General features: G+C 70.7%; 19 protein-coding genes. 7 read left to right on the plus strand and 12 right to left on the minus strand.

Going from position 1 to position 18012, the window contains the following annotated elements:
• Nucleotides 1–2: 2 nt before the first annotated feature.
• Genes ABD235_RS36455 through purS form a run of 3 tightly spaced genes read right to left on the minus strand, consistent with a single transcriptional unit; the run spans nt 3 to nt 3012 of the window.
• Nucleotides 3–2081, minus strand: a complete 2079-nt coding sequence (locus ABD235_RS36455; protein ID WP_344182616.1) for a hypothetical protein — start codon at nt 2079–2081, stop codon at nt 3–5.
• A 14-nt stretch (nt 2082–2095) separates the two neighbouring features.
• Nucleotides 2096–2764 carry a phosphoribosylformylglycinamidine synthase subunit PurQ gene (gene purQ, locus ABD235_RS36460; RefSeq protein WP_344182618.1) on the minus strand — a complete coding sequence of 223 codons (669 nt, stop codon included), beginning with the start codon at nt 2762–2764 and terminating at the stop codon, nt 2096–2098.
• Entirely contained in the window at nt 2761–3012 is a 252-nt protein-coding gene (gene purS / locus ABD235_RS36465; RefSeq protein WP_344182620.1) for a phosphoribosylformylglycinamidine synthase subunit PurS, read from the minus strand. The genes purQ and purS overlap by 4 nt, the downstream gene beginning before the upstream one ends.
• A 127-nt stretch (nt 3013–3139) precedes the next feature.
• Between purS and ABD235_RS36470 the strand changes: the two genes are divergently transcribed.
• The 5 genes from ABD235_RS36470 (at nt 3140) to ABD235_RS36490 (ending at nt 6896) form a co-directional block, all read left to right on the plus strand.
• Nucleotides 3140–3661 carry a PadR family transcriptional regulator gene (locus ABD235_RS36470; RefSeq protein ID WP_344182622.1) on the plus strand — a complete coding sequence of 174 codons (522 nt, stop codon included), beginning with the start codon at nt 3140–3142 and terminating at the stop codon, nt 3659–3661.
• Nucleotides 3661–4341, plus strand: coding sequence for an ABC transporter ATP-binding protein (locus ABD235_RS36475; RefSeq protein WP_344182624.1), 681 nt, complete (start codon nt 3661–3663; stop codon nt 4339–4341). The genes ABD235_RS36470 and ABD235_RS36475 overlap by 1 nt, the downstream gene beginning before the upstream one ends.
• Entirely contained in the window at nt 4338–5675 is a 1338-nt protein-coding gene (locus ABD235_RS36480; RefSeq protein WP_344182626.1) for an FtsX-like permease family protein, read from the plus strand. Before ABD235_RS36475 ends, ABD235_RS36480 begins: the two co-directional genes overlap by 4 nt.
• Nucleotides 5675–6298, plus strand: a complete 624-nt coding sequence (locus ABD235_RS36485) for a CDP-alcohol phosphatidyltransferase family protein (RefSeq protein WP_344182628.1) — start codon at nt 5675–5677, stop codon at nt 6296–6298. The genes ABD235_RS36480 and ABD235_RS36485 overlap by 1 nt, the downstream gene beginning before the upstream one ends.
• A 106-nt stretch (nt 6299–6404) precedes the next feature.
• Nucleotides 6405–6896, plus strand: coding sequence for a hypothetical protein (locus tag ABD235_RS36490; protein WP_344182630.1), 492 nt, complete (start codon nt 6405–6407; stop codon nt 6894–6896).
• A gap of 18 nt (nt 6897–6914) precedes the next feature.
• On the opposite strand, the gene ABD235_RS36495 is transcribed toward ABD235_RS36490, so the two are convergent.
• Complete coding sequence (locus ABD235_RS36495; protein ID WP_344182632.1) at nt 6915–8486, minus strand: tannase/feruloyl esterase family alpha/beta hydrolase; 1572 nt, start codon at nt 8484–8486, stop codon at nt 6915–6917.
• A 100-nt stretch (nt 8487–8586) separates the two neighbouring features.
• Between ABD235_RS36495 and ABD235_RS36500 the strand changes: the two genes are divergently transcribed.
• On the plus strand, nt 8587–9444 hold the full coding sequence (locus tag ABD235_RS36500) for a helix-turn-helix transcriptional regulator (RefSeq protein ID WP_344182634.1): 858 nt from the start codon (nt 8587–8589) through the stop codon (nt 9442–9444).
• Here the strand turns inward: ABD235_RS36500 and ABD235_RS36505 are convergent.
• Nucleotides 9408–10283 (minus strand): phosphoribosylaminoimidazolesuccinocarboxamide synthase, encoded by an 876-nt coding sequence (locus ABD235_RS36505; protein ID WP_344182636.1) that lies wholly within the window; start codon nt 10281–10283, stop codon nt 9408–9410. The genes ABD235_RS36500 and ABD235_RS36505 overlap by 37 nt on opposite strands.
• Complete coding sequence (locus tag ABD235_RS36510; RefSeq protein ID WP_344182638.1) at nt 10280–11347, minus strand: FAD-dependent monooxygenase; 1068 nt, start codon at nt 11345–11347, stop codon at nt 10280–10282. The genes ABD235_RS36505 and ABD235_RS36510 overlap by 4 nt, the downstream gene beginning before the upstream one ends.
• 46 nt (nt 11348–11393) lie before the next feature.
• Between ABD235_RS36510 and ABD235_RS36515 the strand changes: the two genes are divergently transcribed.
• Entirely contained in the window at nt 11394–12059 is a 666-nt protein-coding gene (locus ABD235_RS36515; RefSeq protein WP_344182640.1) for a TetR/AcrR family transcriptional regulator, read from the plus strand.
• Here the strand turns inward: ABD235_RS36515 and ABD235_RS36520 are convergent.
• From ABD235_RS36520 to purB, 6 genes are all read right to left on the minus strand, one after another.
• Complete coding sequence (locus ABD235_RS36520) at nt 12043–12465, minus strand: hypothetical protein (protein ID WP_344182642.1); 423 nt, start codon at nt 12463–12465, stop codon at nt 12043–12045. The two genes, ABD235_RS36515 and ABD235_RS36520, sit on opposite strands and share 17 nt — an antisense overlap.
• Nucleotides 12466–12563: 98 nt before the next feature.
• Nucleotides 12564–14519, minus strand: a complete 1956-nt coding sequence (locus ABD235_RS36525; protein WP_344182644.1) for a glycosyltransferase family 39 protein — start codon at nt 14517–14519, stop codon at nt 12564–12566.
• A complete protein-coding gene (locus tag ABD235_RS36530) occupies nt 14519–15736 on the minus strand; it encodes a bifunctional glycosyltransferase family 2/GtrA family protein (RefSeq protein WP_344182646.1) in 1218 nt (405 codons plus the stop codon). Before ABD235_RS36530 ends, ABD235_RS36525 begins: the two co-directional genes overlap by 1 nt.
• Nucleotides 15737–15802: 66 nt before the next feature.
• Complete coding sequence (locus ABD235_RS36535; RefSeq protein ID WP_344182648.1) at nt 15803–16195, minus strand: hypothetical protein; 393 nt, start codon at nt 16193–16195, stop codon at nt 15803–15805.
• 1 nt (nt 16196) lies between these two features.
• Nucleotides 16197–16553 carry a hypothetical protein gene (locus tag ABD235_RS36540; protein ID WP_344182651.1) on the minus strand — a complete coding sequence of 119 codons (357 nt, stop codon included), beginning with the start codon at nt 16551–16553 and terminating at the stop codon, nt 16197–16199.
• 3 nt (nt 16554–16556) lie between these two features.
• Nucleotides 16557–17993 carry an adenylosuccinate lyase gene (gene purB, locus ABD235_RS36545; protein WP_344182653.1) on the minus strand — a complete coding sequence of 479 codons (1437 nt, stop codon included), beginning with the start codon at nt 17991–17993 and terminating at the stop codon, nt 16557–16559.
• Nucleotides 17994–18012 lie beyond the last annotated feature (19 nt).

Raw genomic sequence — 18012 nt, forward strand, 5'->3', positions numbered from 1 at the left:
ATTTAGTGCTCCTGAACTAGGTGGGACTCGGGAGAAACGGTAGCTGGCCTCGGCGAGGCGACCAGGTGGGCCACCAGCAGCGGGACGGCGAAGCCGGTCATGATCGCGGGCAGGGCGACGCCCGCGTCGTTGAGCAGCATGCCGACCAGACCGCAGGTCGACAGCGCGAGCAGGGTGGGCCGGACCATCGTCCGGCTCGGGTAGAAGGCCCGGTACGCCGCCGACGGCACCCGGTCGGGAAGGATCGTCGCCAGCATCGCGAGGACCACCGCGACCAGCATCGCCCAGCCGGCCGGGCCGGAGAAGAACGCGACGGCCATCTCCAGCTTGCGGATCAGGACGTCGGCCACGTCGCCGTCGAGCAACCGGGCCACGAACGCACCGAAGTGGCTGCGCTGGTCCTCGGGCCGCAGGAAGTCCAGGAACGCGACCGCCGAGACCGCCAGGACGCCGGTCACGCCGATGCCGATCAGAGCGCGCAGCGTGATGCCGCCGCGCCAGGTCAGCCAGGCCATCAGCAGGACGGCCGGGGTCAGCGCGATGATGCCGCCGAAGTCCGTGCCCCAGCCGGGCTTGCCGTCGACCACGATCGCGGCGCCGCCGATCGCCAGGACGGCGAGCGCGGCCTGGACGCGGCTGCGGTCGATGAGCTTCTGCGCGGCCACACCGGCGACCACGAGCGCGGCGACGGCCAGGGTCGCGAAGGTCGAGTTGCCGAAGCCGTAGAACCGGCCGCCGATCACCGGGCCGTCGGCGAACATGCTGCCGAACTGCAGCGGGGTGCCGAGGACGCCGTCGACCAGGAGGATCAGGTACGCCGCGAGCGCGATCCCGACGTACGCGTACCTGCCGAACAGCACCTTCGAGACGGCCGCGAAACCGGCGCTGATCGCGAGCACCACGGCGTACAGGGAAAGGCCGGGCGACGGCCAGCGCCACCAGAAGGTCGCGGTGGACAGGAACACGGCGATGAAGAAGCCGCCCTGGGTGAGCAGGGTGAACGAGAACACGCTGCGGGACCGCTTGCTGCGGCTGAACCAGAACCAGCCGAGCGCGATCAGCTCGGCGGCGAGGATCGTCATCGAGACCGCGACCAGCATCGGGCGCGGCTGGTCGAAGCGCTGGTTGGTGTCCATCCGCTCGTCGATCACCGCGGCGGAGTCGGTGTGGACGTCCCCGTCGACGCGGATCTCGTTGCCGTCGAGCGGTCCGGGCTTCTCCTCGCCGGCGGGGTCGATCGGCTTGGCCTCGCCGCGCAGGATCGTCGCGGTCAGGTCGGTGAGCTGGATCAGGCCGGGGCGGCGGGTCGAGTCGCTGGTCAGCCAGCGGGCGCCGTTGTCCGGCGGGAGCTGCAGCACCGGGAGCGTCTCCTGGTGCGCCCATTCGACCTCCTGGCTGATGCCGGCCAGGATCACCCAGCCGCCGGCCGCGCGGGCCTGGACGACGAGGTCGGCGACCTTCGCCCGGAACTCCTTGCGGCCTTCGCGGATCGGCATCGCGCCGGCGTCCACGATCGCGTCGCCGCAGGTGCTGCTCGCGAGCTTGGTGGCGTCGAAGGTGGGCTGCCAGTTGGTGACCGTGCCGTCGGTCCTCGCCAGGGCGAGCGCGGCGCCCGGGCCGAAACCGCAGACGTTCGCGCGGCTCTCGGCGAGGCGGCCGAGCGGCGCGCCGGTGTGGTGCTCGGCCTGGCGGTCGACGTACGTCTGCCAGCCCTGGACCTTGCCGTCGGCAACAGCAGGCAGCTCGCCGCACGGCTGGTCGGGAACGCTGCCCCAGGCGCGCGTCCCGGCGCCGAGCGTGAGCCAGCCGTCCACCGGACAGGTGTGCGGGCCGGCGGTCTTCACGGCGATCGACCCGACGTTCGCCTGGCCGACCAGAGCGGTCAGCTCGGGTGAGTTCTGTACGTCGAACCAGGTCAACCCCGGTACGCCGATGACGACCACCTTCGCCGCCAGCGCTTCCCGCGCCTGCGGCGCGGAGGGGGAAAGAGGAGTGGCGGGCGCGGCGGCCGCGGGGAGGGCGGCCGCGGCGCCGGCGAGGGCGGCGATCGGGATGAGGGTGCGGGCCAGCAGCCGCCGCATCCCCGGAAGGTTCATCAGGAGGCGACGACGGCTTTCAGGACCGAGGTGAAGAAGCCGAGGCCGTCGGTGCTCGGGCCGGTCAGGGTCTCGACGCAGTGCTCGGGGTGCGGCATCAGGCCGACCACGTTGCCGCGCTCGTTGGTGATGCCGGCGATGTCGCGGTACGAGCCGTTCGGGTTGCCCAGGTAGCGCGCGACCACCCGGCCCTCGCCCTCGAGCCGGTCCAGGGTGGCCTCGTCGGCGACGAAGGAGCCGTCCTGGTTCTTCAGCACGATGGTGATCTCGTGGTTCGCGTCGTAGTCGCTGGTCCACGCGGTGCGGTTGTTCTCGATCCGCAGCGGCTGGTCCTTGCAGACGAACTTGCGCACGTTGTTCTTGATCAGGGCGCCGGGCAGCAGGTGCGCCTCGCAGAGCACCTGGAAGCCGTTGCAGATGCCGAGCACCGGCATCCCCTCGCCGGCCCGCTTGATCACGGTCTCCATCACCGGCGCGAACCGGGAGATCGCGCCGGCGCGCAGGTAGTCGCCGTACGAGAAGCCGCCCGGCAGGACCACCGCGTCGACCCCGTGCAGGTCGGCGTCGCCGTGCCAGAGCGCGACCGCCTCGGCGCCGGCCACGGCGGCCGCGCGGCGCGCGTCGACGTCGTCCAGCGAGCCCGGGAAGGTGACGACCCCGATCTTCATCGGTCGCCCTCGACGTGCAGCGTGTAGTCCTCGATCACGGGGTTGGCCAGCAGGGTGTCCGCGGCCTTGCGGATCTCGGCGACCCGCTCCTCGGTCGCCTCGCCCTCGAGGGTGATCTCGAAGCGCTTGCCCTGGCGGACGTCGGCCACGCCGTCGAAGCCGAGCCGGCCGAACGCGCCGTGCACCGCCTTGCCCTGCGGGTCGAGGATCTCGGGCTTGAGCATGACGTCGACGACAACGCGAGCCACTGACTACTCCTGGTTTCGATCCGGGGTGACGAGCCGAATCCTACCGACCGGAGCCCAGAACCCAGCATCCGGCAGGCGCGCAGCGGACTATTCACTCAGTACATACACGGAGTGTATAGTCGGGATCATGGCGACCGCGGAGCTGGTTCTGGGACTGCTGTCCCGTGCCCCCGCGCACGGGTACGACGTCAAACGCGGCCACGACGCCTGGTTCCCCGACGGCCGGCCGCTCGCGTTCGGGCAGGTCTACACGACGCTCGCGCGGCTGGAGCGCTACGGCCTGGTCGAGGTGACCGAGAAGACCTCCGGCGGCGGCCCGGACCGGACCGTGTACGCGATCACCGAGAAGGGCCGCAAGCACCTCGACGACTGGCTCGCCGACCCGGTCCCGCCCGCCTGGGGCACGGCCGACGAGATGATCCGCAAGCTGGTCACCGCGCTGCGCACCGGCGGCGACGCGACCTCGTTCCTGGCCCGGCAGCGGGCCGGCCACCTGCGCCGGATCCGCGAGCTGCAGGAACTGCCACCCGTGCCGGACGACCCGACGGCGAACTTGGTGCGTTCTTACCTCGTCACACATCTCGATGCCGACCTGCGCTGGCTGGACCTCGCGCTGGAGCGCCTCACCGACGACAAAGAGTCCAGCTGATGACCACGCCGGCCTTGCAGCTCAGCGGGCTCGAGTACGCCTACCGTCGCAACGTCGCACTGCGCGGAGTCAGCCTGGCCGTCGCCCCGGGCGAGGTGGTCGCGGTGACCGGCGCCAGCGGCTGCGGCAAGTCGACGCTGCTGCACTGCGCGGCCGGGATCCTCCGGCCGGACTCCGGGACGGTCCAGGTCGCCGGCCAGGACCTGTCCACGCTGGCCGAGCAGGACCGATCCGCACTTCGCCGTACGAGCATTGGCATCGTGCTGCAGTTCGGCCAGCTCGTTCCGGACCTGTCGCTGGCCGACAACGTCGCCCTGCCGCTGCTGCTCGGCGGCGCCAAGCGGGACGCCGCCCGGGCCGCGGCCGTCCAGTGGCTCGACCGGGTCGGCATCGCCGACGAGGCGGACGCCGTACCGGCGCAGCTGTCCGGCGGGCAGACCCAGCGGGCGGCGATTGCCCGTGCGCTGATCACCGATCCGTCCGTCGTACTGGCGGACGAGCCGACGGGCAGTGTGGACAGCCGGGCCGGGCAGGACCTGCTGAAAGTGCTGCTGCAGTCCACCCGGGACCGTGGCGCCGCGCTGGTCATAGTCACCCACGACAACCTGATCGCCGCGTCCGCTGACCGGGAGATCCGGCTCCGCGACGGCAGGATCCAGCACGAGGTGACGCTGCGATGAGCCTGCCGCTGAGTACGACGCTGCACCTGGCCAGGACGCGTACCCCGGCCGACCGCAGCCGCGTCCGCCTGGCCACCGCGGCGCTCGCGTTCAGCGGCGCACTGGTGATCAACGCGATCGGCGTCTTCCGGATCGGCCCCGGCAACCTCGACAACAGCGTCTACAGCAACTACATCGCGGAGATCGGCCTGCGGTCCGGGCTGGGCGCGATCCTGGTGATCATGGCCGTCCTGTCCGGCGGTCTGGCCGTGCAGGCGCTGCGGATCGGCACTGCCGCCCGCGAGCGCCGGCTGAGCGCACTCCGGCTGGCCGGAGCCTCCAGGTCCCAGGTACGGCGACTGTCGATGGCGGACGCCGGTCTGGTCGGCTTGGCGGGCGGCCTGTTCGCCGGCCCGCTCTACGTGCTGCTCACCGCCCTGTTCGGTCAGCTGCCGCGCATGGCGCGACTGTTCCCGGGTGTCAGCGCGTGGGACTTGGTGTCCTGGCTCTTCATCGTCGGCCCGCTCACACTCGGCGGCGTGCTCATCGGCTACTTCCTGCACCGGGACCAGCCGACCACCTCCGAGTCCCCCACGGGCGCACCCGACCGGGCCCGGCTGATCGTCGGCGCCGCGCTCCTGGTCGCGGGAGCCACGCTGGCGCCGTTCATCGGCTACTTCGGCGCAGCGGCCACGATCATCGGGCTCGGCATGCTCTGGTGGACCGGCGCCGCCGGACTGAGCCGCGTGGTCGGCCGGCGCTTGACGCGCTCGGCGGACCCGGTCAACCTGCTCACCGGCGCCCGCCTGGTCGCGGATGCTCGTGCTGCTGCCCGGATGGCCACCCTGCTGTTCTGCTGCGGCTTCCTGATCGGCGCCCTGGTCGCTTCGCTGCAGGGCGTCATGCACGACCGGTCGGACTGGATGGACCTGCAGTTCTACGTCACCGGCTTCGGCCTGAGCATGGTCGGCGTACTGCTGATCGCCGTGATCGCCCTGGCGGCGTTCACGGTCGGCATGGCCGACCAGCTCGTCGACCAGCGTCGACAGCTGGCCTCACTCACCGCTCTCGGCGTCGACACCCGTCTGCTCGGCCGGGTGATCCACCGGCAGCTGGTGATCACCGCCGGGCCCACACTGTGCCTCGGACTGGTCGCCGGCGTCCTGACCGGCCTCGGTCGCCTGATCGGCAGCCGGTACGACGACGGCAACCCGCTCACCAACACCCTGTACGCCGCACTGGTGCTGCTCGTCCTCGGCTGGGCCACCGCCACGGCCGGGGCGGCGCTCGCCGGTCTCCTCCTGCGCAACCAGCTACGGGACGCACTCGATCCCGAGAATCTGAGGGCAGCCTGATGACTACAACCACTCTGCCGGTCGCCGTCTACCCGGCGCACCTGCTCGGGGTCCCCAACCGGATCACCCTGGTCCGGACCGTGGTGTCGATGCTGGTCGCGACCTTCGCCTTCGCGAGCGGCGACCTGTGGCTGCTCGTGATCGGGTACGTCGTCTACTGGTTCGGCGACTCGCTCGACGGCTGGGTGGCCCGGATCCGCAACGAGGAGACCGTCTCCGGCGCGGTGTTCGACATCGTCTGCGACCGCGCCTGCTCGTTCCTGCTGGCGGCGGCGTTCATGACCACCTACCCCGAGACGATCGGCCCGCTGGCGATCTACCTGATCCAGTTCGGCGTCCTGGACACGATGCTGACGCTGTCCTTCCTGCTCTGGAAGGAGACGCTCAGCCCGAACTACTTCTACAAGGTCGACCAGCCGATCTACGTCTGGAACTGGTCGAAGCCGGCCAAGGCCGTCAACACGGGCGCGGTCGTGGTCTCGCTGGTGGTCGCCCACCAGCTGGACCTCCTGTGGCTTCCGTACGTCGTCGCCTGCGCCGCCGTGGTGGTCAAGGTCGTCTCGCTGGTCCGGCTGGTCGACATCCTGCGCGGCCGGCGCCCGGCCCTGCCGGCGCTGCCATGACGGGTGTCAAGGGTGCGGGGACCCCGGAGGGGTGGGTCCCTGGTTCACCCCCGAGATGGGGGTGGGTTCCGTGACGGCTCTGGTGAGTGCGCATAGCCTCGGTGTCATGTGGGTGTGGCAGCTGGTGCTGGCGATCGGCTTCGGAATCGGGTCGGCCGTCGTACCGGTACTGAACGCGGAGGCGTACGTGCTGGGCGTCGGGGTGTCCGGCGCGCTGAACCCTGTGGTCGCCGCCGTCGGGGTCTCGATCGGGCAGACGATCGGCAAGGTGGCGATGTTCCTCGCGGTCCGGCACCGGCCGGGCTACACCGGCAAGCGGAAGTCGAAGGAGCCCAAGGCCGTCGACCTGGACACCCGCTGGGGCCGGTTCGTGCAGTGGAACCGCGATCTCAGCAAGCGGCTGCTGGACGCGTTGAGCGACCGGCGCTGGGGCGTCCCGGTGACGTTGCTCAGCGCATCGGTCGGGATTCCCCCGCTGTACGGCGTCGCGCTGATCGCGGGCGCCAGCCGGATGGGCGTGGTCACCTTCGCACTGTCGGTGCTGACCGGCCGCGCCGCCCGGTTCGTCCTGCTGGCTCTCGGCGTCGGTTTGTTCTGACGCCGAGAGCCCTACAGGTCAGGCGCAGCGGTAGCTCTCGGCAACCTTCGGGTCACCGTGGCCGACGTAGCGTGGCAGCTTGGGGTAGACGCACAGTTCGCGCACCGTGCTCCCGTCGGCTGTTGCTGCCGGCAACGTGTTCGGCGCCTTACCCTGCTCCACCCACGTGACCAGCGAGGCCAGCGGGTCGGTCGGCGCCGGGCCCGCACCCGGGCCGCAGTGCACCGCACCCGAGGCCAGGAAGAGCCGGTAGAAGCTGTCGACGTTGCCACCGACGGTCCGTTCGACCCGCTTGCGGTAGTCGACCGAGCCCTGCGCGGGGATCAGCTGGTCGTCCAGGCCGTGCCAGGCGAGCAGCTTGCCGCCGGACTTCCGGTACGCCGACAGGTCCGGGTCGTCGGTGCCGATGACGTCGTTGTAGCGCAGCTCCGACTGCAGGAACAGCTTGACGAAGTCGGCGTACCGCACGGTCTTGGTGTCGAACGCCGGGTTCTGCTTGAGGAAGTACTTGACCCAGGCGTCGCCGACGACGAACGGCGAGCCGACCGGCGCGGCGGGATGAGCGGGATCGGTCGGCAGCAGCCCGGCGAACGTCGTACCGCGGGTCAGTCCGTACCAAAGGCCCTTCGGGCCCTCCCAGATCCGCCGGACGATCCGGGCGTCGGAAGCGGTGACCGTGACCTGTTCGCCGTAGCACTCGACCTTCTGGCCGATCAGGCTCTCCGGCGCCCAGCCGCACTTGGCCGGCTCGGCGATGACGCCGTCGCGGACGCCGTCCTTGGTGTCGCACGCCTTGATCGCCGCGGCGTTGAACGCCTCCAGCTCGCAGCTCGTCGGCGCGTGCTGCTCCTGGTTGACGACGACGGCCGGCCAGACCGCCGAGGGCGCCCAGCGGTCCCAGTTGATCGCCGCCGAGGCGGCGAGGATGCCGTCGAAGTCGTCCGGGTAGCGCTGCGCCTCCGAGTAGCCCTGGCGGCCGCCGGTCGAGCAGCCGTTCCAGTACGCGTAGCCGGCCGCGCGGCCGTAGTACGCCTTCGTGACCGCCTTGCCGACGACGGCCAGCTCGTGCGGCGAACGGGACGCGAAGTTCTTCAGCAAGGTCTGGTCGATCGCGCCCGTGCTGGTCAGCGCCCAGGCCGGGTCGATCGGCGACGGGCCGACGCCGGCGTCCGTCGTCGCGGCCGCGTAGCCGGCCTTGACCGCCTTCACCGACGCGTCCCCGATCACGTCACCGGCGGCGTACGCGCTGCCGCCGAGCGCCTGGAACCGCTGGTTCCATCCCTCCTTGGGCAGCAGGTTCGTCACCTTCACGTGGTCGCTGCCGTGGGTCAGCGTCACGGTGATCTCGCAGTACGCCGGGACGCCCTCGACCGGCGGCGTCGTCGGGAAGGGCGGGTTGGACGGGAACGTCACCGTGCCGCCGGGCCGGTCGACGGCCACGACGGACTCGATCCGCGCACCGGCCGGCGCCTGGACCTGGACCGGCGCGCAGGTCGCGGCCTCGGGTGCGGCCGGAGCCGCTGAACTGGCGGGCACCAGCACCGACACCGGCACCACCCCCGCCGCCAGAATCATCACTAGTCGTTTCATGACCTCGATCGAAACAAGACCGGCGGCGCTGAAACAGGGTCGATGTGTCCCGTGATCCAGGTCACGGCCATCACCGGTCTGACCGGTTACTATCTGAGGCGTGGACCGCACCGTACTCGCCGACTTCCTGCGCAGCCGCCGCCAGGCGCTGCAGCCGGAGGACGTCGGGCTGCCGCGCGCTCGCCGCCGCCGGGCCTCCGGACTGCGCCGCGAGGAGGTCGCCGCGCTGGCCGGGATGTCGACCGACTACTACAGCCGGATCGAGCAGCAACGCGGACCGCAGCCGTCGGAGCAGCTGCTCGCGGCGATCGCGACCGGGCTGCGGCTGTCGCAGCCCGAACGTGAACACCTGTTCCGGATCGCGGGGTACGCCGCGCCGTTGATGGTCGAGGACCACGGCCGCCTGTCGCCCGGCGTACGGCGGATCTTCGAGCAGCTCGACGGCTCACCGGCCGAAGTGGTCAACCACCTGACCGAGAAGATCGTGCAGAACCGGTTGTCCACGGCTCTGTTCGGCGACCAGACCCGCTGGACCGGCATGCGGCGCGCGATGGCCTACCGCTGGTTCACCGATCCCGAGACCGAGCGGGCACCGTTCCCCGTCGAGGACCACGCGCGGCACTCCCGCACGATCGTGGCCCACCTGCTGCTCGCGCACACCCAGAACAAGTCGGAGCCCCGGCTGGCCGCGCTGGTCGGCTCGTTGCTGCACACCAGTCGCGAGTTCACGGCCCTGTGGCACGAGCACCCGGTCACCGAGGAGGACCCGGCGCCGCTGCTCGTCCGGCATCCGGAGGTCGGCGACGTCCAGCTCTACCGCGAGACGCTGCACAGCCCGGACCGCTCCCAGCACCTGATCGTTTACACGACCGCGCCCGGGAGCGAGAGCGAGGAGAAGCTGCGCTTCCTCTCCCTCGTGCGCTACGAACTGAAGGTGCGGCCGGTGAGGCGCTCGTAGGCGTCGACGTACGCCGAGCGCGTGCGCTCGATCACCTCGTCGGACAGCGGCGGCGGCGCCTCGCCCGAGTTGCGGTCCCAGCCGGACTCGAACTGCAGCCAGTCGCGGACGATCTGCTTGTCGTACGACGGCTGCTGCCGGCCCGGCGACCACTCGTCGGCCGGCCAGAAGCGGCTCGAGTCCGGCGTGAGCACCTCGTCGGCGAGCACGATCGTGCCGTCCGCGCGGGCCCCGAACTCGAACTTGGTGTCGGCCAGGATGATGCCGCGCTGCTCGGCCGTCGCGTGCGCCTGGGCGTAGATGTCCAGCGTCAGGTCGCGGAGCCGGCCGGCGATGTCGGCACCGACCGTCGCCACCACCGCGTCGTACGAGACGTTCTCGTCGTGCTCGCCGAGCTCGGCCTTGGTCGCCGGGGTGAAGATCGGCGCGTCCAGGCGGGAGCCCTCGACCAGGCCGGCCTGCAGCGGGATGCCACAGACCTCGCCGGTCGCCACGTAGTCGAGCAGGCCGGAGCCGCTCAGGTACCCACGGGCGACGCACTCGACCGGGAACATGTCGAGCTTCTCGCAGATCACCGCGCGGCCGGCGACCTGCGCCGGGACGTCGGTGGAGACGATGTGGTTCGGCACGTCGAGCTGCTCGAACCACCACAGGCTCATCGCGGTGAGCACCTTGCCCTTGTCCGGGATCGGCGTCTCCAGGATCCAGTCGAACGCACTCATCCGGTCGCTCGCGACCATCAGCAGGTGGCCGGACTCGAGCTCGTACAGGTCCCGGACCTTGCCCGAGTGCAGATGCTTGGCGCCAGGGATCTCAACAGCCTGCGGAAGAGTGGTCACACCCGGGATTCTCCCATCTCCCGCTTCCGCCCCAGGACCCCGGCCAGTTTGCCGCCGACGGTGAGCACGCCGTCCCGTACGCCGCACGGCACCCGGCTGTCGAGCTGACCGACGCGGCCGATGGCCCGAGACACCCGGACGAGCTTGGTCGCCGCGGGCCGCCGCTCGGCGTCGTACGCCGCCAAGTTCCCGAGGTGTCTCGGCAGCGCGGCGGCATCTTCGATCGCTGTGCAGGCTCCTCGCCCCAGGTTCGGAGTCATCGCATGGGCGGCATCGCCCAGCAGCACGACATTGCCTCGGACGAACGGGACCAACGGCAACACCAGGTCGTAGATGTCGTTCTGCAGCACGGTTTCCGTGGCCTTCAGCAGCCGCGGGATCGGATCGTGCCACTCACCGAATCCCGTCCACACGTCGGCGTTCTCCGCTCCCGCCGGACGATTCTCCGTCGCGTACCAGTAGTAGCGCCCGTCGATCAGCCGAGCGAACCCGAACCGCCTCCCCCGCCCCCACGTCTCCCCACCGCCGTCGGCCAGCTCCACGTCGGCGATCCCTCGGTACGCCGTATAACCCGAGTACCGCGGCCCGCCGTACTCCGGATACAACGCACCCCGTACGACGCTGCGCAGCCCGTCCGCCGCCACCACGAGGTCAGCCCGCAACTCCTCACCGCCAACGAGCACCGCGCCGTCCTCGAACCCGTCGACCGTCACGCCGGTCCGCACGGTCACCCCCGACCCGAACCGGCTCGTGATCAGGTCGTGCAGTTGCGCCCGGTGGATCATCACCGGCAGCTCGACGCCCAGCGCCGACGCCTTCACCACCCAGCGCCCGTCCGACCGCCGCATCCCCGCCGGCGCGGACACCACGGCAGCCTTCTCCACTCCGGTGACGCCGAGCTCCCCCAGCGCCTTCACCGTCGACGGCCAGACCGAGATCCCCGCGCCGACCTCGCCCAGCTCGGGCGCTCGCTCCAGCACCGTCACCTGCCAGCCGGCCCGCTCGAGCCCGACCGCGGCCGCGGCTCCTCCGATGCCTGCCCCCACCACTATCGCTGTCCTCATGCCCGGGACTCTACATCTGTAGAGTCACCGGCGGTAGAGTGAGCGGGTGCCGAAGAATCCCCCACGCGGAGACGACCGCCGCGCCGCGATCGCCGACGCCGCCATCCACCTGGTCGCCACCCGCGGCCTCCGCGGCCTCACCCACCGAGCCGTCGACACCGAGGCCGGTCTACCGCCCGGCTCCACGTCGTACTACCTGCGCACCCGAGATGCCCTGCTCACGGCCTGCGTCACCCGCATGCTCGAACGCGACCTCGCAGCTCAACCCGACCTTGGGGCGGGGAAGGTGGGGAGGGAGGAAGAGCCGCTCGCCCCCGCTCCGCCGGTCGGCTCCGCCGACCTGGCGAACCTGCCCGGCGAGCAGGTCGCCAGGTTGCTGACTGAGATGGTGCTCGGGCTGATCCGGCACCGGGCCGACGATCAGCTGGCGCGGTACGAGCTCTCGCTCGAGGCCAGCCGGCAGCCAGAACTGCTGGACGCGATCACCCAAGGCGGGCGCGTCCTGCGCGAGCACCTCGCGGGGATCCTCGGCGGCCTCGGCATCGACCAGCCCGAGCAGGCGGCCTGGCCGTTCGCGGCGATGCTCGACGGGCTGATCTGGGACCGCGTCGCCGGCGCCGGCCGGACGATGGCGGACGACGCCTTCGAGACCGCCGTACGGCGTGCGGTCGGCGCGCTGCTGGCCGGCTTCCGCGCTACAGCCGGTCGGTGAGCACGATGAAGGTGAAGTAGGCGACACCGACCACCATGCCCAGGTGACCGAGCAACGACAGGCCGGCCCCTGATCCCCAGGCGTCGGCCGCCTTGTCCTCGGAGTGTTTCCCGCCACTCGGCAACCAGCGGGCCAGCAGCAACAATCCGATGATCGCGAGCAACCACCAGCCGGCCAGGGCGGCGAGAGCGACCTCGCGGCGGGTGGTGACCAGGGCAACGATCCAGACGAGCAGCGTCAGCACACCGACGACCGTGTGCAGCCGCAGCAGCGCCGACGAGTAGCCCGCGACGCCGCTGGAGCGATTGCGCTCACCCGCGCTCTCACCCCCGAGCCGGATCCGCGTCAGCAGTACGACGACAGCGCCCAGACCGGTCAGGAACCAGGTGACGTTCGACCATTCCACGACCCGATCCTTACCCCACCTGGGCCCGGACGGAACCCCCGACGTGTCGGTCCACCCTGTGAAGAGTGGACCGACACGCCTGAAGTTCTCCGTCGTCGTCACGCTCCGTTGCCGGTGAGGTCGTAGACGGTCGTGCTGCCGATGGTCTGGGCCTGGAAGTTCTCCTGCACCCAGGTGGAGATCTCGTTGGTCGTTCCGCCCCGGCCGCCGCCGAAGCCTCCGCCGCCGGATCCGACGAAGTAGTGGACCTTGCCCTGGGCAACCAGCTGCTGGAACTCGGCCAGCGACGGCGCCGGATCGGTCCCGTTGAAGCCGCCGATCGCCATCACCGGAACCTCCGCGGCGATCTGGAGCGGAGCCGCGCCGTTCGCGGTGACGGCTGCCGCAGCCCAGGTGTAGCCCTTCGAGCCCTGCTGCAAGAAGGTGATCAGCTCACTGGAGACTCCACTGGTCCCACCACCGCCCAGGAACCCGCCGGCGCCGCCACCTCCTCGGGTGGCCGCGCCGTTCGCCGTACCGGGCGGGCCTCCAGGCGGCGGACCGCCCATTCCTCCGCCGCGGCCGCCGAAACCACTCGCACCGGCCGGCCCGGCCGACGGCAGCGCCCCGGCATGCGCCTCGCTGATCGTCGACACCGAGTACGCCGTAGGCCCGGCCAGCGCCGTGAGCACCAGCAGCACCCCGGCCAGCACTCCACCCCGACGAGCCGCCGTACGACGTAGGCCCAACTCCGGCAGCACCATCACCGCGCCGGCCGCCGCGACCCCGACGAGCAGGATCGTCCACCGCAACCACGGCAGGTAGTCCGACGTCGACGACAGCAGCGAGAAGCTCCACCCGGCGGTCAGCAACACCCCTCCCGCAAGCACCACGCGTGGCATCCATTCCGTACGTCGCCGCCACAGCACCATCGACGCCGCGCCGATCAGCGCCGCGATCGCCGGTGCCAGCGCGACCATGTAGTAGCTGTGGATGATCCCCTGCATGTAGCTGAAGACGAGCCCGGTGACGACCAGCCACCCACCCCACAGGATCGCGAACGCTCGCGTCCGATCCGTCCGCGCCGAGCGCCCGGCCGCGACCACCAGCACCACCGTCGCGATCAGTGCCGCGGGCAACAACCACGCGATCTGCCCCGCGAACTCCCCGCCGAACAACCGCTGCAGCCCGGTAGCCCCACCCCACCCGGGATTACCGGTGCCGCCGCCCACCGATCCGGCCTCATCGCCGGTCAGCCGGCCGAGCCCGTTGTAGCCCAGGGTCAGTTCGAGGATGCTGTTCGTCGGCGACCCACCGACGTACGGGCGGGCCGAGGCCGGGAGCAGCTCGACGATCGCGATCCACCAGCCGGCGCCGACGATCATCGCGCCGAGCGCGACCAGGCTGTGGACGATCCGCTTCCCGAGCGCGGGCCGGCCGGCGACCAGGTACGCCAGGCCGAACGCCGGCAGCACCAGGAACGCCTGCAGCATCTTCGTCAGGAACCCGAACCCGACCAGCAGCCCGGCCAGCGCCATCCAGCGCCCCGCGAACCGCTCCGAGTCGATCGCCCGCGTCACCGCCCACGCACCGGCGACGAGCAGCAGCACCAGCAACGCGTCCGGGTTGTTGAACCGGAACATCAGTACGGCGACCGGTGTCAGCGCGAGGATCCCGCCCGCGAGCAGCGCCGCGTTGGGCGAGAACCACCGGCGGACGGACACGTAGACGAACCCGACGCTCGCCACGCCCGTCAACGCCTGCGGGATCAACATGCTCCAGACCCCGAAGCCGAAGATCCGGCCCGACAGGCCCATCACCCACAACGAGGCCGGCGTCTTGTCCACGGTGATGAAACTCGAGGAGTCGAACGACCCGAAGAACCAGGCCTTCCAGCTCGTCGACCCGGCCTGGACGGCGGCCGCGTAGTACTCGTTGGCGTAGCCGTTCTTGGACAGGCCCCAGAGATAGGCGATCGCGGTCAGGACCAGGAGCCCGCCGTACAGGGCCTTCTCGCGGCTGATCGGGTACGACGCGGCGAGGGCCACGCGTCTGGGTTCGGTCAGGGTGCTCATCAGTTGCTCCGGCTGTGCTCGAGGATTTCCACGGTGGGCAGGGCGGGTGCGTCGTCGTCGAAGACCCAGCTCTGGAAGAGGCTGAAGCGGACGACCGTGGCCGCCAGGTTGGCGATCGTCAGTACGGTCACCTCGACCGCGGTGGCCAGTACGGCGACCGCCGTGTGCAGCAGCCACAGCGACGACGCGGTCAGGCTCCAGCCGATGAAGAAGGTGACGAGACCGCGCAACTGGTGCCGGCCTCGGTTCTCGATGCCGCGGACGCCGAAGGTGATCCGGCGGTTCAGCGCGGTGTTGCCGACGGCTGTCACCAGCAGGGCGACCAGGTTCGCGGCCTGGGCCGGCATCGTCTGCCGGAGCAGCAGGTACAGCAGGACGTAGGCGATCGTGCTGAGAACGCCGACGCAGGCGAAACGCAGCACGCGCGCCGCCAACGCCGTCCGTGGATCAGCGACGGCTGGACGGCCAAAGGACTGTCTGACAGGTTCGAGCGGCAGCCGCCCGAGCGTCCGGTGCAAGCGGGCGATCCCCCGCAGATCGTCCGCGACGGTCTGCGCGATCGCGACGCGGGAGTCCAGGTCGTCGACCCAGTCGACCGGCACCTCGTGGATCCGCAGCCCGGCCCGCTCGGCCAGCACGAGCAGCTCGGTGTCGAAGAACCAGCTCGTGTCCTCGACCAGCGGCAACAGCTGCGCCGCGACGTCGGCCCGGATCGCCTTGAACCCGCACTGCGCGTCCGAGAACCGCGTCCCGAGAGTTGCCTTGAGCAACAGGTTGTAGCCGCGCGAGATCAGCTCGCGCCGGGGCCGCCGGACGACGCGGGAGCCGGGGGCGAGCCGGGTCCCGATCGCGACGTCGCTGTGACCGGCCACCAGCGGCGCGACCAGCGGGAGCAACGCGTTCAGGTTGGTCGACAGGTCGACGTCCATGTACGCCAGCACGTCGGCCGAGCTGCACGACCAGACCTGCTTCAGCGCCCGGCCGCGACCCGGCTGCTCGATCCGGACGATCCGTACGCCGGGCAGCTCGGTGGCCAGCAGCGTACCGATCTCGAAGGTGGCGTCGGTGCTCCCGTTGTCGGCGATGCAGACCTCGGCCGGAAACGGAAAGGCGGTGTCCAGGAAGTCCCGGAGCCGCCGGATGTTCGGGCCGAGGTCGTACTCCTCGTTGCGAACGGGTACGACGATCTCGACCCGCGGATGACCTGAGTTCTGCATGCCTCCCAGGCTGTCGACCCAACCTGTGCCGGTCCCTGCGCGCGGCTGGGAGTTCCCTGGGAGTGCTCAGGCGGTACGGCGGAGCCAGAGCAGGCCGAGGATCGGCAGCACCAGCGGGACGAATCCGTAGCCCTGGCCGAAGTGGGACCAGACGGTCGCGTCGGGGAAGTCGTCGGGGACGGCGTAGCTGAACGCGCCGATGCCGACGACGCCGATCAGCTCGATCACGATCGCGATCGTCGCGACCTGGCGGGACAGCTTGGTGGCCTTGGCCAGCATGAACGTCGCCACGCAGTAGACGACCGCGGCCAGCGCGGACAGCAGGTACGCGATTGGGGCGCGGTCGAACTGGTTGACGATCTGGAAGACCGCCCGCGCGGTCGCCGCCAGCGCGAACACGCCGTACACCAGGATCAGGACGCGTCCCGGCCCGTGCCGGGTTGCTTCCGGTTCGCTCATCTCAGGCGGTCCAGATCTCGTGCATGCGCAGCTCCAGCACCGGGATCACCAAGCACGCGACCGCCAGCGCGCCGGCACCCCAGCGGCTGCTCTCCGCCAGCGCCCAGAGCGCGCCCAGCGGCAGGATCAGCAGTGAGCCAATCAGGTAGCCGAAGAAGAACCCGCCGGACACGTCCCGCTCGGTCCCGGCGAACTGCACGATCCCGACCACGAGCTGCGCGACCAGCCCGACCTCGACCACGCCGAGCACCGCGAGCAGCGTCCAGTTGATCCGGCGGTCCAGTCCCGCCAGCACGATCGCGTAGACCATCGCGGCGAGGGACAGTCCGACCAGGACCCAGGTGAGCGGCTCGTACACGAGCTAGAGGATGTCACCCGGCGCGTACGACGCCGCCTCCGGGTAGCGCTTGGCGAGCTGGTCGATCTTGGCGACGACCGCGTCGACCTGGGCGACGGCCGCGCCGGTGAAGGTGAGCGGCTCGCCGACGATGCCGACGATCTGCTCCTCGGTCAGCCCGAGCCGGCCGTCGGCGCCGAGGCGGTGGAACAGGTCGTTGGCGGCCAGGCCCTTGCGCAGGTCGAGAGCGGTGGCGACGGCGTGCTCCTTGATCACCTCGTGCGCGGTCTCCCGGCCGACGCCGTTCTTCACCGCGGCCATCAGGATCTTCGTCGAGGTCAGGAACGGCAGGTACCGCTCCAGCTCGCGGTCCACGACCGCCGGGTAGACGCCGAACTCGGCGAGCACGGTCAGGAACGTCTCGAACAACCCGTCGAGCGCGAAGAACGCGTCCGGCAGCGCCACCCGCCGTACGACGGAGCAGAAGACGTCGCCCTCGTTCCACTGGTTGCCGGCCAGCTCGCCGGCCATCGAGGCGTACCCGCGCAGGATCACCGCGAGCCCGTTGACCCGCTCGCAGGACCGGGTGTTCATCTTGTGCGGCATCGCGGACGAGCCGACCTGGCCCTCCTTGAAGCCCTCGGTGACCAGCTCGTGCCCGGCCATCAGCCGGATCGTGGTCGCCAGGCTCGACGGGCCCGACGACAGCTGGACGAGCGCGGAGACCACCTCGTAGTCGAGCGAGCGCGGGTAGATCTGGCCGACGCTGGTCAGCGTCCGCCGGAAGCCGAGGTGCTGGGCGACCTCGGACTCCAGCCCGGCGAGCAGCTTGTCCTGGCCGCTGAACAGGTCGAGCATGTCCTGCGACGTACCGACCGGGCCCTTGATGCCGCGCAGCGGGTACCGCTCGATCAGGTCCTCCAGCCGCGCGATCGCGACCAGCAGCTCGTCGGCGGCCGAGGCGAACCGCTTGCCCAGCGTGGTCGCCTGGGCCGCGACGTTGTGCGACCGGCCGGTCATCACCAGCGCGGCGTGCTCGGCCGCCTTCTGGCCGAGCTGCACCGCCGTCGCCACCGCGCGGTCCCGGACCAGCTCCAGCCCGGCCCGGATCTGCAGCTGCTCGACGTTCTCGGTGAGGTCGCGCGACGTCATGCCCTTGTGGATGTGCTCGTGCCCGGCGAGCGCGTTGAACTCCTCGATCCGGGCCTTCACGTCGTGCCGCGTCACCCGCTCACGCTGCGCGATCGACTCCAGGTCGACCTGGTCCAGCACCCGGCGGTAGTCCTCCAGGACCCCGTCCGGCACGTCCACGCCGAAGTCCTTCTGCGCGCTCAGCACCGCCAGCCACAGCTGCCGCTCGAGCACGATCTTGTGCTCCGGCGACCACAGCTCGGCCATCGACAGACTGGCGTAACGCGCGGCGAGGACGTTCGGGATCCGGGGCTTGCTGGAGTTCGGCACGGCTCCATTCTCCCCCGGT

Origin of the sequence: Kribbella lupini (assembly GCF_039529595.1) — a bacterium.
In the GTDB taxonomy this organism is placed as follows: Bacteria; Actinomycetota; Actinomycetes; order Propionibacteriales; family Kribbellaceae; genus Kribbella; species Kribbella lupini.

What these genes read in the sequence shown, in the direction of transcription:
- purQ (WP_344182618.1), bottom strand. Translation starts at nt 2,764, where the DNA reads ATGAAGATCGGGGTCGTCACCTTCCCGGGCTCGCTGGACGACGTCGAC.
- ABD235_RS36480 (WP_344182626.1), top strand. Translation starts at nt 4,338, where the DNA reads ATGAGCCTGCCGCTGAGTACGACGCTGCACCTGGCCAGGACGCGTACC.
- ABD235_RS36530 (WP_344182646.1), bottom strand. Translation starts at nt 15,736, where the DNA reads ATGCAGAACTCAGGTCATCCGCGGGTCGAGATCGTCGTACCCGTTCGC.
- ABD235_RS36455 (WP_344182616.1), bottom strand. Translation starts at nt 2,081, where the DNA reads ATGCGGCGGCTGCTGGCCCGCACCCTCATCCCGATCGCCGCCCTCGCC.
- ABD235_RS36485 (WP_344182628.1), top strand. Translation starts at nt 5,675, where the DNA reads ATGACTACAACCACTCTGCCGGTCGCCGTCTACCCGGCGCACCTGCTC.
- ABD235_RS36510 (WP_344182638.1), bottom strand. Translation starts at nt 11,347, where the DNA reads ATGAGGACAGCGATAGTGGTGGGGGCAGGCATCGGAGGAGCCGCGGCC.
- ABD235_RS36495 (WP_344182632.1), bottom strand. Translation starts at nt 8,486, where the DNA reads ATGAAACGACTAGTGATGATTCTGGCGGCGGGGGTGGTGCCGGTGTCG.
- ABD235_RS36470 (WP_344182622.1), top strand. Translation starts at nt 3,140, where the DNA reads ATGGCGACCGCGGAGCTGGTTCTGGGACTGCTGTCCCGTGCCCCCGCG.
- ABD235_RS36475 (WP_344182624.1), top strand. Translation starts at nt 3,661, where the DNA reads ATGACCACGCCGGCCTTGCAGCTCAGCGGGCTCGAGTACGCCTACCGT.
- ABD235_RS36525 (WP_344182644.1), bottom strand. Translation starts at nt 14,519, where the DNA reads ATGAGCACCCTGACCGAACCCAGACGCGTGGCCCTCGCCGCGTCGTAC.
- ABD235_RS36490 (WP_344182630.1), top strand. Translation starts at nt 6,405, where the DNA reads ATGTGGGTGTGGCAGCTGGTGCTGGCGATCGGCTTCGGAATCGGGTCG.
- ABD235_RS36535 (WP_344182648.1), bottom strand. Translation starts at nt 16,195, where the DNA reads ATGAGCGAACCGGAAGCAACCCGGCACGGGCCGGGACGCGTCCTGATC.